Genomic DNA, 15,204 nt, shown 5'->3' with positions numbered 1-15,204 from the left:
TTTATGTCACTAAAAGCAAAGTTAAAACGAATAGAAGTCCATATGAAACAAGAAACAAAGCCTGTGATTGAACAACATGAAGCGAATCATTCAACTTCGAAGAGCTGGGCATCACTTGCTACTGTAGCCCATACATTTGATGAGCACGTTTGCTATATTCGTGAAGTAAGACATTCGCTTGATACACAGTATGGTTTTAAAACCTTCCGCACATATAGAGACGACCTAATGCAATGGGACAACCAATCGTTTTCTCATCCGCTTTCAAGTAGGTCTGTTCCGATAAATAAACTAATCTTCTTTGATACTGAAACAACTGGTTTAAGCGCAGGGGCAGGGACGCAAATGTTTTTACTTGGTTTTGCTTGTTTTGAAGAACATGAAGTGGTGGTTCGTCAATACCTGCTACCATCTCCAGACGCAGAGTCTGCTTTATATCACTTTTTTTTGAAAGATGTTGGTCAGTTGGAACACCTTGTTAGTTTTAATGGTAAAGCATTTGATTGGCCACGCTTAAAGACACGTCATGCTTATTTAAGAGAAACAGTTCCACAATTACCTCAGTTTGGTCATTTTGATTTGCTTCACAGCGCAAGACGATTGTGGAAGAATGAACTACCGTCATGCAAACTGAGCATATTAGAAGAAGAGAAGCTTGGGATTAGGAGAGATGAGAATACTCCGTCTCATCTCGTGCCATTATTCTATTTTGATTTCGTTCGGGAACAAGATCCTGCTCTAATAGCGAGTGTATTTGAGCATCATGAGCAAGATGTACTTTCGTTAATTGCTCTCTATGCTCAAATAACAGAAACCGTTATTAAATGGGAAGAGCGGACTTCTCTTAATGAGAGATTGGAACTAGCAAAATGGCATCAACTGAATGGGGAGTTAGAAATGGCTACGACTATGTTAACAAGTAGCATTCATCATCTGCAGGAGCAAGGTAGTGCAAAGGCCGAAGCTTATTTCTATCGAGGCTACATCTTTAAGAAAAAGAAATTATATAAACAAGCGATTGAAGATTTCAAAGAAGCCCTTAAGGTTGACACGTTTCGTTTTAAAAGTGCGATTGAATTAGCGCTTATGTATGAACATTACTTAAAAGATTTCGCAAAGGCATGCACGTATGCGAATCAAGCGTTATCGTTTGCAACTGTAGAGAAAGAGCGCCTACAGGCACTTAAAAGAATTCATCGTTTAAAGCGGAAATAATCATTATTTCCTGGGGAAGCGCATAAGTCGACGTTTATCGCGAGGAATAACAGATAAATCGACTTTATTCATCGGACAATGATAAAACACCTAAAATTGGGTTAATCAACTAGTACACGTGGGTGGGGAGATACATAAGGTAATAGTGACTTAAAATTAAAGGAGGACTTTAACTATGTTTCATAAAAGACCAAATCACTGTTGCCCCCCAAGACCAATGTGTGATCCATGTGGTGGAAATCATAAGCCGAATATGACGATGCCGACATGTTCACAAGAGCTACCAGCAGTTGTTCATCCAACTCAGCATAATGTAGTAGAAAGCACGCAAGAGTATATTGTTCCTGAAATTCATCCTACACACACTACTCACGTGAAAAATCACGTTTATAAGCACGTTCATCATTACCCGCACACTGACAGCGTGCAAGAGAATGTTATGAATGAACAATATTGCGAGAAGCCAATGAACAATATGCCATCAAATGTATCTCCAGCGAATATGAAGCCGAACAATATGGCACCAATGAATAATGTTGCACCAGCGAACAACATGAAACCAACAAACAACGTAAAACCGACAAACACAGCACCAACAAACATGAAGCCGTCTAATGTATCGCCATATAGCGGCTTTAAGAAATAATCTTAAGGAGCGAGCAAAAAGCTCGCTTTCTTTTTTAGGAGAGGATCAAACGTGAATGCCGTCCTCGTCACAGGCTATAAAATGCATGAGCTTGGCGTGTTTAATGAGTCTCATGAAGGGATTAAATGGATTAAGTTTGTTTTAAAGAAAAGAATGATAGCACTTATTGAAGAAGGTGCAACTTGGTTTATTACGAGTGGTCAGCTAGGTGTTGAACAATGGGCAATGGATGTTGTCGATGAATTAAAGGAAATCTATCCTCACATTCAATTAGGGCTATTAACGCCATTTGAAGAACAAGAATCAAAATGGAATGAGCGATTGAAGGAGCTCTACCATGAGCGTGTGAGTAAAGCAGACTTTGTTGATTCAATTTCGAAGCGACCTTATGAAAACCCCATGCAATTAAAAGTGAAAAACGATTTTTTAGTGCAGAAAACAGATGGTTTGCTCGTATTGTTTGATGAGGAGAAGGAAGGCTCACCTCTTTTTTATATAAAAGTTGCTCGATCAATGGACAAGCCTATTTTTATTATCTCCCCAGAAGAAATAGAAGAAGCAAGAAGGGAAGCATTAGATGATTTTTAGTAGATTTCTTAAAAATAACAAAAGCACCGGGTTTAAATTGACTTTATAGCAGACTTTTGGAAGAATAGGATGTAACGGGAATTGAACATGAGGTGATAGAAATGAGTTCAGTGGAGATTAAGTTAAATGCCAAGGAAATTCTAGATAAAGATTTCAAGACTGGCATGAGAGGGTACAATCAAGATGAAGTAGACAAATTTTTAGATGTTGTCATTCAAGACTACGAAGCATATCAACGCAGAGTCGATCAATTATTGAAAGAAAATGAAGAACTTAGACAGGAAATGAAGCGACAAACAGATCGACCTACTCGAAATCAAAGTGCACCTCAATCAGCAGGGAGTACAAATTATGATATTTTACAGCGTCTTTCTAATTTAGAGAAAAAAGTCTTCGGGAGCAAAATGTACGAATGAACCGAATGTCAATTGATGGAGCTAGCGCAGGAGACCCGGGCCCTTCTGGTATAGGGATCTTACTTGTATTTGATAACGGACAGACGGAAGAATTTCGCTACCATATAGGATTGCACAACAATCATGAAGCGGAATTTGAAGCGTTTATCGTTGCCCTGACAATTGCTAAGCAAAAGCAGTTAGGCCATTTACTCGTCCAAACCGATTCTCGTTTAGTGAGCGAAGCAATTGAAAAGCGTTATGTGAAGCGAAAGCAATTCGATCCGTATGTGAAGAAAGCACAGGAGCTTATAGAGGCATTTGATTTGTTTTTTATTAAATGGGTTCCGAGTAAGCAAAATAAAAAAGCGGACGAGTTAGCTCGATTAGCCATTCGTGAGCCAAAGCGAATCTTTAAAGAAGCATTGTAATCTGTTACATTGTACGCTATAATGAACAAGTCGTTTATGAATGAGCATGTCATGAAACAACCGCTGCACTTAGTGTAGAGGAAAGTCCATGCTCGCACTGGCTGCGACGCCGGTAGTGATCGTGCCTAGCCAATTCATAAGCTAGGGCAGTTAGTGATAACTGACGGCAAGAGGCTTCCCTAAATCGTTAACGACATGGGATACACTCTTTGAAAGTGCCACAGTGACGGAGTCTACTTGGAAACGAGTAGAGTGGAACGAGGTAAACCCCACGAGCGAGAAACCCAAACAATGGTAGGGGCATTTTATAGTCCGAAAATGAACGGAGCTATAAGGACGATTATTCGTAGATAGATGGTTGTTACTGGAGTACGAGGTTCATCACCGTTTGCAGTACAAAAGAACAGAACATGGCTTATGACTGGCATGCAGATGGATTTATAAACGAGTAAAAACCCTTTTGAGGGTTTTTTTATTTTGTTTCTGGTACACTAACAAAAAAGACAAGAAAAGAGGGATTGTCATGTCACAAGCAAAGGTAATGTACGGGCTTGGAGCCGTGTTATTTCTTTTAAATGTAATTGGATTTGCCATTCAAGGGTATTTAATTGGTTTAGGGGGCATTTTTTTAATAGCCGTATTTGCATTATATATGCTTGCAGTATTTCTTTATCACCGTTCAGCCAAACGTCTAGCTACTTTACTTGCCCTTATATTTGGTTTAGTCGCCATCGTTGGTGCGTTTATTGCTGAAACACAAGGTGGGGGCTACTTACTGTAACAATAAGGAGTGAACAGAATGAATAAAGTAACATTAATTGCAACAACGACGATGGGATTAGAGGCAATCTGTGCAAGAGAAGTAAAAGCACTTGGCTACGAAGACGTTACAGTTGAAAATGGACGAGTCGTATTTACATCAACTGTTGACGCCATTCCACGTGCAAATTTATGGTTAAGAACGGCAGATCGGATAAAAATTCTTGTCGGTTCATTTAAAGCGTTCACGTTTGATGAACTGTTTGAGAAAACGAAAGCATTGCCGTGGGCGGACCTATTGCCTCCCCATGCAGAATTCCCTGTTATCGGACGCTCAGTTAAATCAACGTTGTTTAGTGTTTCCGATTGCCAAGCTATTGTGAAAAAAGCGGTTGTTGAAAGCTTAAAAAAACAGTACAAACGTGGCTGGTTTGATGAAGATGGACCTCTGTATCGAATTGAAGTAGCTTTATTAAAAGACCAAGCGCAGCTAACTATTGATTCTAGTGGCGTCGGATTACATCAAAGAGGATACAGGGCCTTACATAATCAAGCTCCGTTAAAAGAGACACTAGCGGCTGCAATGGTTCAGCTCACAACGTGGAATGTGGATCGCCCATTTGCTGATCCATTTTGCGGATCTGGAACCCTTGCTATCGAAGCAGCGCTTATTGGACAAAATATCGCACCTGGGTTTAATCGAGACTTTGTATCAGAACAGTGGCATTGGATTGGTCAAGAAAAATGGGACCGTGCTCGTCAAGAAGTAGAAGATTTAGCAAAGTATGATCAATCCCTCGATATTGTTGGATCAGATATTGATCATCGCTCTATTGAACTTGCGAAAAACAATGCAGCAGAGGCAGGATTTGCCGATCTTATTTCCTTTAAGCAGATGCAAATTCGAGACTTTAGCCATCGTGCTCAGTACGGTGTTCTTGTTGCTAATCCACCATATGGAGAACGAATTGGTGAACAAGCTGAGGTAGAAGAGATGTACAGAGACATGGGTCAGGTAATGAAGTCGTTTGAGACATGGTCAGTATATGTATTGACTTCTCATGAGGGTTTTGAAGCCTTGTACGGCAAGCAGGCAAGTAAGAAGCGTAAATTATACAATGGCAATATAAAAACCGACTACTATCAATTTTTCGGTCCTAGACCTCCAAGAGCATAAAAAAAAGCGTGTGAAAAATAGGCCATTAAATGGGCACATACATGTGAGTAAAAGGCGAAGAGACTGATGACAGATCATCAAACTTTTCGCCTTTTTCGAGTGAACGAGTGCTTAATCATTATATAATTTCACTTACCGTATTGATACACATAAAATAAAAAATAAAAGATAAACTAACAATAAAGAGGTGTAGACATGGTCAATGACGGTACATGGATCTATCTTCAAAGAGGCATTCAGCACGTACTCGGTTGGATCGAAAAAAATCCTGCCTGTATTTGCCGTGAGGGTATGTATCAAACGTATTTTTTTTATACAATAGACAAGAGACGATCAAAAGAACCGATTTTAATATACTACAAAGACATCATCCCTGTGGAAAGTCATTTAGAAGATATAGATTATCACGCATTGCAGCATGTTGCGCTGGAAAGTGGTGATTCAAAATGGTTTTATGACTTAGGGGCAAAACGGATGCTTTAATGTGAGGAGACTGAACATGTATTCCATTGCCATTGATATTGGTACCACAAGTGCTAAAGTTGTTTTATTTTCAAAAGACTACCGTTATAAAGCTGATCACGAAACGGCTTATCCATTACTCCAAGAAAAACCATCTTATGCAGAACAAGATCCAATTGTCATTCGTGATGCTGTTTTACATAGTTTGCAACAAATATTGCGGCAAACAAGTATTGAATCTAAAAACGTAACAACGATATCTTTCTCAGCCGCCATGCATTCATTAGTGGCGGTTGATGAAGAGGGCCGCCCATTAACACAGTTATTAACATGGGCAGATACTCGTGCTCAATCAATCACAACGATGTTAAAAGAAACCGATCAGGGAAAGCAATTCTATGAAAAAACCGGCACACCCATTCATCCTATGTCATGGATCGGAAAAATGAAATGGATGGAAGAGAATTGGCCAGATCTCTATACGCAAGCATATAAATTTATATCAATTAAAGAGTTTATATGCTTTCATTTATTTGGAGAATACGTTGTTGATCAATCGATTGCAAGTAGCACAGGGCTATATAACTTAAAAACAAAAGATTGGGACGATAGTATTCTAGCATTCTTGCACATAAACACAGAAAAATTATCAACGGTGGTTGGAACCGATTATTGCTTTACAACACCAACAAACGTCATGCAGGCGTTTTCTTTCTCGCACAATTGTATATACCATATCGGTGCTAGTGATGGTGTGCTCGCAAATGTTGGAGCAGGAGGTTTATTGGACCAGGTTGCCACACTGACAATAGGAACAAGTGGGGCAGTAAGAGTGACGATTAAAGAACCGTTAACGGATAGCGCTATGCGTACGTTTTGCTATGTTTTAAATGAGTCTACATGGATCGCCGGCGGAGCAACAAACAATGGTGGCATTGCACTGACTTGGTATATCGAGCATTTTGCGAAAGGAGCCACTGTAAGTGAGATTATTGAAGAGGCCTTCACAGTTAAGCCAGGTGCGGAAGGACTACTCTTTTTACCTTTTATTAATGGAGAGCGTGCACCGTATTGGAATGGTGAAGCAAGTGGGGCGTTTATCGGCATGAGACGAACTCATAATCGTGCGCATTTTAGTCGAGCCGTTCTTGAGGGAATTCTTTATAGTTTACAATCTGTCTTAACATCGTTAGAGGAGTCTGTCGGGCCAATTAAGCGAATTCATGCATCAGGAGGTTTCGCAAGGTCTAAGCAGTGGGTTCAACTACTCGCTGACATTTCAGGTAAGACCGTTCGAATCCAAGAAACACATCATGCGTCATCATTAGGTGCCATTCGACTAGCTCATAATGACTTGGAACAGGGCGAACAAACATTTATGGCTCAATTTGAACCAAATAATCGGGACTATCATGTGTATAAGAAAAAATGTGAACTGTATCAAGTCCTTTACAATCAGTTAGAGCCAGTATTTCCAGAATTAGTCGTTGACAATTAAGTTAACCATAATTTTATTATGTAAACTAAGTATAAAGCTTACCTTTTTTGTAAATAGTAAAGCAAAAAGGGAGGTTACATAATGAGTTATGAAGATGGTTACAAAAATTTAGAACAAATTGAACTGGCGATAAAAGCTGCACAACATATGGTTGGCCAAGCAACTCATAGTATGGATAGTGAGCAATTACAAGCAGCAACAGCAGCTCTTGAGCAAGCTGAAGCACAATTTAAACAAGCACTTGCTTATCAAGGAAATATAGATGAAGCCTTTTTCGCCCATTCTTCTGCACTTTTAGACCAAGCCACTCACCAATTAGAAGAGGCACAAGATGACTATCGTTAAGAAAACGTGAGCCAAAAAAGGCTCACGTTTTTTCTATAAATAATGGATGGTCAAGATTGTCAAATTTACCCTGTTTAAACAAAACCATATCTAAGTCGTCATTATAGTCAATGTGCATGCCATCAATGTACCATAAATCATCTTTTGATACGTAAAATAAAATGCCTTCTTGCTGAATGGTTTCGTAATCAAAACCTTCTATTTCTCTTGTAACACCAACAGAGAAACCACCAGAACCAACACCACCAACACGAACAAATAATCGAAGCTCATCGCCATCTACTAAATGCATTTCTTGACGATAAAATTGAACAGCTTCTTTCGTTATTAGTACATTCATTTCATCACTCCTACAGAACTAGTGTATCATATGAAGCTTCTTTTCGTCTTAGGTGTTGTTTAAACTCGTAAATGCTAGTATGCTGAGAATGAAAGGTGGCGAACCAATATGAAACAAGCAGAAGAAAAATTTACTGATTATTTAAAACGAAAAAACCACTATGAGCAATTAGTAGGTTTGATGATATGGGATGCTCGGACTGGTGCACCTACAGGGGCAGTAGAGCAGAGAGCAGATGTAATGAGCACAATTTCAAGCGACATCTTTTCAATGACGACATCTCCTGAATTAAAAGAGCTTATCGACGAATTGAAAACCAAGAAGGATCATTCAGCTGTTTTAAACCGAGCAGTGGAAGAGGCAGAAAAAGCATACAATCGTAACACAAAAATTCCAGCTGATGAATATGCGGCATTTGTGAGATTACAGACGAATGCAGAAGCAAAATGGGAAGAAGCAAAGCGAGAAAATGATTTTGATATTTTCAAACCGTACTTAAAAGAATTAGTAGCGTTTAAAAAACGTTTTATTACTTATTTGGGGTATGAAAAGCATCCTTATAATACACTTTTAGATGATTTTGAACCTGGGGTTTTTACAGATACACTAGATGCGGTCTTCTCAGAGTTGAAAAGCCACCTTATTCCACTTATTCAACGTGTTTCTGCTTCAAAGCATCAACCAGAAACCACATGTCTATTTAAGCACTTTCCAAAAAGTGATCAAGAGAAATTAAGCATTTCGTTCCTTAAAACAATGGGCTATGACTTTACAAAAGGACGCTTAGATGAGAGCGTTCATCCATTTGCCATTGGTATAAATCCTTCAGATGTGCGGGTAACAACAAAGTACAATGAAAACGATTTCCGGGTTGCATTACTAGGAACGATCCATGAAGGCGGACACGCACTTTACGAGCAGCATATTGATGAGAATCTTATCCCGTACAACCTTGCAAGAGGGACTTCAATGGGGATTCATGAGTCTCAGTCCCTTTTTTGGGAAAAATTTATTGGTCAGTCGTATTCGTTTTGGGAAGTGATGTACAAAGAACTAGCAGCTCATGGAACAGGTCAATTTGATCAGGTTCCATTAGACGATTTTTACTTTGCACTAAACGAAGCAAAGCCATCAATGATTCGAATTGAAGCAGATGAGCTTACTTACTGCTTACATATTATTCTTCGTTACGAATTGGAAAAAGGGTTATTTGAAGGAACGATTGAAGTGGATGAACTACCAAAGCTTTGGAATGACAAAATGGAAGAGTATCTTGGTATTCGACCAGATCATAATGGAGAAGGGGTACTACAAGATGTTCATTGGTCATCAGGAGACTTTGGCTACTTCCCTTCCTATGCACTAGGGTTCATTTACGCGGCTCAAATCAATCAAGTAATAAGAAAAGAGATTCCAGATGTTGACGATCTCATCCGTTCTGAAAATCTTGAACCGATTAGAGAGTGGCTAACAGAACAAATCCATCAGTATGGAGCTGTGAAAAAACCGAAAGAATTAATCGCAGCAATGACTGGTGGCGGGATCGACCCACAGCCATTGATTCACTATTTAACAGAAAAATATACACGCTTGTATCAACTATAAGAGAAGAAGGGTAATTGGCTATCAAAGGCCAGTTACCCTTCTTCTATGAATTAAGATGCACGTTGATCAATTAATTGAATGACATCCATAAAACCGAATAGCAGCATCTCCAGAGCAAAAAATGTTAACAGAAGCCCAGTAAATTTGGTGAGAAAGAATAAAGAACGGGTATTCATTTGGCCGTATATCCAACAAACGAGCAGATGTACAGAGTAAGCGACACAGTAAACAATAAAGAAAGCAAGGTAAGTCACATAAGCGGTTGCCGATTTGGGTTGATCTGAAGTTAGCTCCTTCACAGGGCGAAACATGTCTTTCATTCGAGTAAACCCAATCTCAAAAGAATCCATACCAAACCATTCATTCCAGCTTAATGTGACGGGACTTTTTTTACGCATTAATGTAATCGCTATAGATAGAATAACGACGCCTCCAAGTATTTGCATGAATCCAATCGGGATATATGTCCAAGAAAAGGCGACTTGACCGACCAAAAGAATGAAGATACTAATTGCAACTGTAAATAAGACTGTTCCAGATACAAATTCTTCGCCTTCAATCGTTTTTTTTGGCTTACTCATATGGTTAAAAAAGATGGGATAAGTGACAGAAAAAATGGAGGTAAATGAATGAATGAAAAACGAAAACATGAATCTCACTCCTTTGCTCGCTTAAACAGTATTTCTAGCGGTTGTGTCGTAATTTGCTTGTAGTTTATCCGAGAAGAGGAAGACTATACATATTTTCTTAGAATTTGGAAAGGGAAAATCATGAGGAAATGTGTAAAAATAATTATTAACGTAATATATATTATGTAAACAAAACAAGGTGAAGCAATTCGATCTTTTTACCATGATTGAATTGCTTTTATTTTCGCTTCGTAATCAACGTGTGCATACACTTGAGTGGTAGCAACAGACTCATGACCAAGAAGTTGCTGTAACGTTAACACATTTACTCCGTTTCGAATTAAGGCCGTCGCAAAGCTGTGGCGAAGCTTATGTGCAGTGATCGTACGATTTTGGAGAGATGGTATGACTTTTTTAGCCCGTTCAAACAGACGTTGAATCATTTTCTGAAGGGCGCTAACGCTGATCGAGTGCGTATACGTCATCGTCCGAAAGTCAAAACCGACTAACAGAGTATTGTCTTGTTTCGGTTGAATCGTATCAGGTAAAGACTGAATATAGTGTTGAATAACATCAAGCACCTCTTCTGTAAGTGGGATGGTTCGTTGTTTATTGCCCTTACCAAGTACCTGTATTTCTTTTCGATCAATATGAAGCTGTGAACGCTTTAAAGATGCTAGTTCTGATACACGCAAACCCGTGCGAACGAGTAGAGTAATAGCCGTTAAGTCTCGTAAAGCTAATAAACGGTGGTACTTTTTTTGGCGTAAGGTTAAGCCCTCATCATTAAGAGTTAGCGCCATAACAGCTTTCATTTCTTCAATCGATAAATAAACAGGCTCTCTTTTTTTTACTTTTGGTCTTGTGACCGCTTGAACAGGGTTTTCTTTTAAATGATATTGCTTCATTAAATAATGAAATAATGATTGAAGGGCTGATAACTTTCGATTAATTGTCTTTGCTTCATTTTCCAATTCCATTGCTAAATAATGAACATAGTTTTCAATTCCTTGTTGGTTAAGTTGTGAAAAATCGGAGAGGGTACTGTCTTTAGCTCTAAACGATTCTTCTCCACTTTGACGTTCAACAAAGTGGAAGAAATCAAGGAAATCATAAATGTAGCGTTGAATGGTCCCATGGCTGTACCCAAGAGAACGGATGTGTTGAATGTACGTCTGGATAAAAACAGGCAAGTCGTCAAGTCGACGGTAGGGCTGCTTTTCAATAGAATGTTGTTGCTTTTCATGAGAACGTTGATGCTGATTAATTTTTGCAAAGATTGACATTGGATCACCTCTTTAGTAGTTTACCGCAAAATAAACGTTCTGTGAAATGATTATTTCATAGAACGTTTATTTTGCAATGAAAAAAGATGGTTTGGATAACCTTGTTGCTCAGCGCAATGTAGATTAAATGAAAGAACAACTAGATTTTTATTGTGTAAACCCTTTCATTATGACGTGAATTTTTGCATAATAAAGAGGAGGAGAACGGCTTGCTATGAGGTTGGAGGGAAAAGCAGATGAAGGAAGAGATCATTGTTGTCACTGGCGGTAGTAGCGGTATGGGTAAAGCGATGGTACGACATTTTGCAAATGCTGGTGCTCGAGTTGTTGTTTGTGCACGTAACGAAGAACGATTGATACAAACGAAGCAGGAATTAGAAACATTTCCTGAGCAAATTACGACCTTTGCCTTAGATATTCGAAATCGAGGGGATATAGAAGCAATGGTCAACGACGTGTACGAAACAGTGGGCCCAATTACAGCTGTTGTCAATAATGCTGCTGGAAATTTCCTTTGTCCATCTGAAGACTTAACTGAAAATGGATGGCATTCGGTTATTGACATCGTCTTAAATGGTACATGGCATATGACTCAAACGGTTGCGAAGCGATGGATTCAAGAAAAGCAAGCAGGCGCAATGGTGAATATTGTGGCAACTTATGCTGATACAGGTGGACCTGGTGTTGTTCATTCTGCGAGTGCAAAAGCAGGGGTACTTGCCATGACAAAAACACTTGCGGTGGAATGGGGTGCGTCCTATGGTATACGCGTCAATGCTATTGCCCCTGGACCAATTGAGGACACAGGCGGTGTAGACAAGCTAATTCAAAGTGAAAAAGCTCATCAGATGGCATTAAAGAGCATTCCGATGAAACGGTTTGGCAAAGGAGAAGAGGTAGCTCGGCTTGCCCATTATCTTCTTTCAACAGAGGGATCGTATATTAATGGTACATGTATTACCATTGACGGAGGGCAATCAATTGGTCAATCAGGCTTCTTAACAGGAGCGGCCGCATTTCAACAATAACACGCGTTTCTTATCGCGTGTTTTTTTTATGCGATTCAGGTTAAAATAGGCACAATAACGGGTATGAATAAAGAGCGTTTTTGTATAAAAGGAGTGGCGAAAGAGTTGATCACATTTAAGCAAGTATCAAAGCAGTACGAAGACGGAACAAAAGCGGTAGCAAACGCCAATTTCACAATTGATAAAGGTGAGTTCTTTGTTTTAATTGGACCGAGTGGCTGTGGGAAAACAACAACATTAAAAATGATTAATCGTTTAATCCCGCCTACAGCAGGAGAAATATTCATTAATGATGTCAATACGAGCAAAGTCAATATCGATCAATTGCGATGGAACATTGGCTACGTACTTCAACAAATAGCGTTGTTTCCGCATATGACCGTTGCTGCTAACATAGCTATTGTCCCAGAATTAAAAGGTTGGGATCGAGACAAAACAAATGCCAGGGTTGACGAACTATTATCGTTAGTAGGACTAGACCCAGAAATTTACCGGCATCGATTACCAACGGATTTGTCTGGAGGTCAACAACAGCGAGTAGGAGTAGCTCGAGCTCTGGCAGCGGACCCTGACATTTTATTAATGGATGAACCGTTTAGTGCGCTCGATCCAGTAGCAAGAGCTTCGCTGCAAAAAGACATTAAGGCACTACAACAAAATATTAAAAAAACCATTGTATTCGTTACCCATGACATGGAGGAAGCAAAGTTCTTAGGAGATCGCATTGGGATGATGGAAGACGGACATGTGCTCCAAATTGGCACAGTACAAGAATTGATTGAAAATCCAGCTTCTCCATCAGTCACCCGCTTCTTACGCCATTCCGATGGAGTAGAGCAAACATCAATGCCAACCGTTGGCTCGATTCTTACTCCTATTGAAGATAGTGAGTATGTGACATCAGGAGAACATCAATCCAAGAATGAGCTACAATTTGTTCTTTCGAACGATAATCAGCTAAAAGATGTACAGTATCTTGGAAAATCCATTGAACACTATCAAACCATTAATGATAGCGATACTCTTGAACAAACGTACCATCAGTTAGAACAATGTCCATTTCCGGCGCTACCTGTTATAAAGGGCGATAAATGTATAGGCGTTGTTTCTTATCAAAATCTTGCTAAGTTAGCTATTCAACCGGCACTACATCACGCATAACCCTAATGTAATGGAAAGGAAAAGTGAATCGTCAGGGTGCGTGATACACGTTCGATTGCACTTATTTTGTTATGGAATCTTTTTGGTCATCTTATTTTACACTTTTTGAAGAACGTTCAGATTTATTATTGCAATCGTTTTGGGAGCATTTACAGTTATCTCTTATCTCATTACTTATTGCTGTAGCGATTGCCATACCAATTGGAATTGTACTTACCCGCTATACACGCTATTCTGAGTATGTTATTGGCATCGCTGCTGTTTTGCAAACCATACCTTCGCTTGCATTACTCGGGTTTCTTGTTTTATTTGTTGGAATCGGAACAACGCCTGCCATTATAGCGTTAACAGCTTACGCACTTTTGCCTGTTCTTCGAAATACATACACAGGAATAAAAGAAGTGGATCCTGCGCTTGTGGAGGCAGCAAGAGGGATGGGAATGAATTCTCGTAAACGTTTATTAAAAGTAGAGTTACCCCTTGCTATGCCTACGGTTATGGCAGGTATTCGTACCTCCATGGTCTTAATAGTTGGAACAGCAACCCTCGCTGCTCTCGTTGGAGGAGGAGGACTTGGACAAATTATTATGCTTGGTATTCAACGAACGAGTAACGAATACATTTTATTTGGCGCACTACCTGCTACGCTGCTCGCACTCTTTTTTGACTTTGTTTTACGCTTTACGGAGCGACGTTCGGAGAAAAAGGGAACGGGGTCCTATAAGCCTATGTTAGCGGTTGTGTTAATTGCCCTCCTTATTGTGACTGTCCCTCCAACTGTCAATGCAGTACGAGGTGTTGGCCAAGCAGATATCGTTATTGGCGGGAAGATGGGGCCGGAACCACCTATCTTAGCCAATATGTATAAAGAGTTAATTGAACAAGAAACCGATTTAGAAGTCGAAGTCATTGCACCACTGGGCACAACAAGTGTAAACTTTAATGCATTAGAAGTTGGTGATATCGCCATCTATCCTGAATTTACAGGGACTGTATTGGCTGATTTATTAAACATTGAGAACTTTAGCTATGATGAACGGGAGTCTTTTGAACAAGCACGAGACGAAATGTACGAACAATTAGGGCACACGCTGCTAGAACCAATGGGTTTTCAAAATACGTATGCCATTGCCATGCCTAGAGCATTAGCAGAGGAGCTTGAAGTAGAAACAATATCGGATTTAGAACCTTATGCAAACGAGTTAGAAGCTGGTTTTACATTTGAGTTTGCCGATCGAGAAGATGGGTATGCTGGATTTGAAGATGTGTATGGCTTTTCGTTTAGCAACGTAACAACGATTGATGTGTCCACTCGGTATCAAGCCATTTCCAATGGTAGTATTCAATTAAGTGACGTGTTCTCAACAGATCCACAAATTGTCGAGTACGATATGGTTGTGTTAGAAGATGATGCAACATTGTTTCCACCTTATCAAGCAGCTCCGCTGGTAAGCAATCATGCTATAAGTGAATACCCAGAGCTTGAAGCCATTTTAAACCAATTAGCAGGAATAGGCTCAGAAGATGAAATTTCTGAGTTGAATTATCGCGTTGATATTAATGACGAAGATCCAGCCGCAGTGGCTCGTGATTTTTTAAACGAAAAAGGACTACTTACCAATTAAAAAGGAGAGAATCA

Annotated in this window: 17 protein-coding genes and 1 other RNA gene; 15 read left to right on the top strand and 3 right to left on the bottom strand. The window is 39.5% G+C overall.

Annotation, left to right across the window (positions count from 1 at the left end):
• The first annotated feature begins 3 nt into the window (after window positions 1-3).
• The 11 genes from E2L03_RS00350 (at window position 4) to E2L03_RS00300 (ending at window position 7,516) form a co-directional block, all read left to right on the top strand.
• Window positions 4-1,215, top strand: coding sequence for a ribonuclease H-like domain-containing protein (locus tag E2L03_RS00350; RefSeq protein WP_134258407.1), 1,212 nt, complete (start codon window positions 4-6; stop codon window positions 1,213-1,215).
• A gap of 175 nt (window positions 1,216-1,390) precedes the next feature.
• On the top strand, window positions 1,391-1,861 hold the full coding sequence (locus E2L03_RS00345; protein WP_078440116.1) for a spore coat protein: 471 nt from the start codon (window positions 1,391-1,393) through the stop codon (window positions 1,859-1,861).
• A gap of 51 nt (window positions 1,862-1,912) precedes the next feature.
• The gene (locus E2L03_RS00340; protein ID WP_095150297.1) at window positions 1,913-2,449 is read left to right on the top strand and encodes an SLOG family protein; all 537 of its coding nucleotides are present in this window, start codon (window positions 1,913-1,915) and stop codon (window positions 2,447-2,449) included.
• A gap of 101 nt (window positions 2,450-2,550) precedes the next feature.
• Window positions 2,551-2,865 (top strand): cell division regulator GpsB, encoded by a 315-nt coding sequence (gene gpsB, locus E2L03_RS00335; protein ID WP_055737694.1) that lies wholly within the window; start codon window positions 2,551-2,553, stop codon window positions 2,863-2,865.
• Complete coding sequence (locus E2L03_RS00330; protein ID WP_038480041.1) at window positions 2,862-3,275, top strand: ribonuclease HI family protein; 414 nt, start codon at window positions 2,862-2,864, stop codon at window positions 3,273-3,275. Before gpsB ends, E2L03_RS00330 begins: the two co-directional genes overlap by 4 nt.
• Window positions 3,276-3,323: 48 nt before the next feature.
• Window positions 3,324-3,698: RNase P RNA component class B (gene rnpB / locus E2L03_RS00325), an RNA gene on the top strand.
• A gap of 100 nt (window positions 3,699-3,798) precedes the next feature.
• Window positions 3,799-4,056 carry a hypothetical protein gene (locus tag E2L03_RS00320; RefSeq protein WP_038480038.1) on the top strand — a complete coding sequence of 86 codons (258 nt, stop codon included), beginning with the start codon at window positions 3,799-3,801 and terminating at the stop codon, window positions 4,054-4,056.
• An 18-nt stretch (window positions 4,057-4,074) separates the two neighbouring features.
• Window positions 4,075-5,211: a THUMP domain-containing class I SAM-dependent RNA methyltransferase gene (locus tag E2L03_RS00315; RefSeq protein WP_134258406.1), complete on the top strand. Its 1,137-nt coding sequence runs from the start codon at window positions 4,075-4,077 to the stop codon at window positions 5,209-5,211.
• Between the two features lie 195 nt (window positions 5,212-5,406).
• Window positions 5,407-5,694, top strand: a complete 288-nt coding sequence (locus E2L03_RS00310) for a hypothetical protein (RefSeq protein ID WP_038480032.1) — start codon at window positions 5,407-5,409, stop codon at window positions 5,692-5,694.
• Between the two features lie 16 nt (window positions 5,695-5,710).
• Window positions 5,711-7,171 carry a gluconokinase gene (locus tag E2L03_RS00305; protein ID WP_134258405.1) on the top strand — a complete coding sequence of 487 codons (1,461 nt, stop codon included), beginning with the start codon at window positions 5,711-5,713 and terminating at the stop codon, window positions 7,169-7,171.
• Between the two features lie 81 nt (window positions 7,172-7,252).
• Complete coding sequence (locus E2L03_RS00300; RefSeq protein WP_055737696.1) at window positions 7,253-7,516, top strand: DUF2564 family protein; 264 nt, start codon at window positions 7,253-7,255, stop codon at window positions 7,514-7,516.
• 22 nt (window positions 7,517-7,538) lie between these two features.
• Here E2L03_RS00300 and E2L03_RS00295 read toward each other — a convergent pair whose 3' ends face one another.
• Window positions 7,539-7,856, bottom strand: coding sequence for an iron-sulfur cluster biosynthesis family protein (locus E2L03_RS00295; RefSeq protein WP_055737697.1), 318 nt, complete (start codon window positions 7,854-7,856; stop codon window positions 7,539-7,541).
• Between the two features lie 108 nt (window positions 7,857-7,964).
• Between E2L03_RS00295 and E2L03_RS00290 the strand changes: the two genes are divergently transcribed.
• A complete protein-coding gene (locus E2L03_RS00290) occupies window positions 7,965-9,461 on the top strand; it encodes a carboxypeptidase M32 (protein ID WP_124742109.1) in 1,497 nt (498 codons plus the stop codon).
• A 50-nt stretch (window positions 9,462-9,511) separates the two neighbouring features.
• Here the strand turns inward: E2L03_RS00290 and E2L03_RS00285 are convergent, their stop codons facing one another.
• Both E2L03_RS00285 and E2L03_RS00280 read right to left on the bottom strand, forming a co-directional pair.
• Complete coding sequence (locus E2L03_RS00285) at window positions 9,512-10,111, bottom strand: hypothetical protein (RefSeq protein ID WP_038480017.1); 600 nt, start codon at window positions 10,109-10,111, stop codon at window positions 9,512-9,514.
• 197 nt (window positions 10,112-10,308) lie between these two features.
• Entirely contained in the window at window positions 10,309-11,376 is a 1,068-nt protein-coding gene (locus tag E2L03_RS00280; RefSeq protein ID WP_134258404.1) for a tyrosine-type recombinase/integrase, read from the bottom strand.
• A gap of 236 nt (window positions 11,377-11,612) precedes the next feature.
• On the opposite strand from E2L03_RS00280, the gene fadH reads away from it, so the two are divergent.
• The 3 genes from fadH (at window position 11,613) to E2L03_RS00265 (ending at window position 15,190) form a co-directional block, all read left to right on the top strand.
• Window positions 11,613-12,404 carry a 2,4-dienoyl-CoA reductase gene (gene fadH / locus E2L03_RS00275; protein ID WP_095150292.1) on the top strand — a complete coding sequence of 264 codons (792 nt, stop codon included), beginning with the start codon at window positions 11,613-11,615 and terminating at the stop codon, window positions 12,402-12,404.
• Between the two features lie 105 nt (window positions 12,405-12,509).
• Window positions 12,510-13,565, top strand: a complete 1,056-nt coding sequence (locus tag E2L03_RS00270; RefSeq protein WP_134258403.1) for an ABC transporter ATP-binding protein — start codon at window positions 12,510-12,512, stop codon at window positions 13,563-13,565.
• Window positions 13,566-13,636: 71 nt separating this feature from the next.
• The gene (locus E2L03_RS00265; RefSeq protein WP_134258402.1) at window positions 13,637-15,190 is read left to right on the top strand and encodes an ABC transporter permease/substrate-binding protein; all 1,554 of its coding nucleotides are present in this window, start codon (window positions 13,637-13,639) and stop codon (window positions 15,188-15,190) included.
• The last annotated feature ends 14 nt before the right edge of the window (window positions 15,191-15,204 follow it).

The sequence above is a fragment of the Shouchella oshimensis genome (assembly GCF_004375095.1).
Classification (GTDB): Bacteria; Bacillota; Bacilli; order Bacillales; family Bacillaceae_D; genus Shouchella; species Shouchella oshimensis.
The sequence above is the reverse complement of the archived record's forward strand: the minus strand, read 5'-3'. Positions and strand labels throughout refer to the sequence as shown.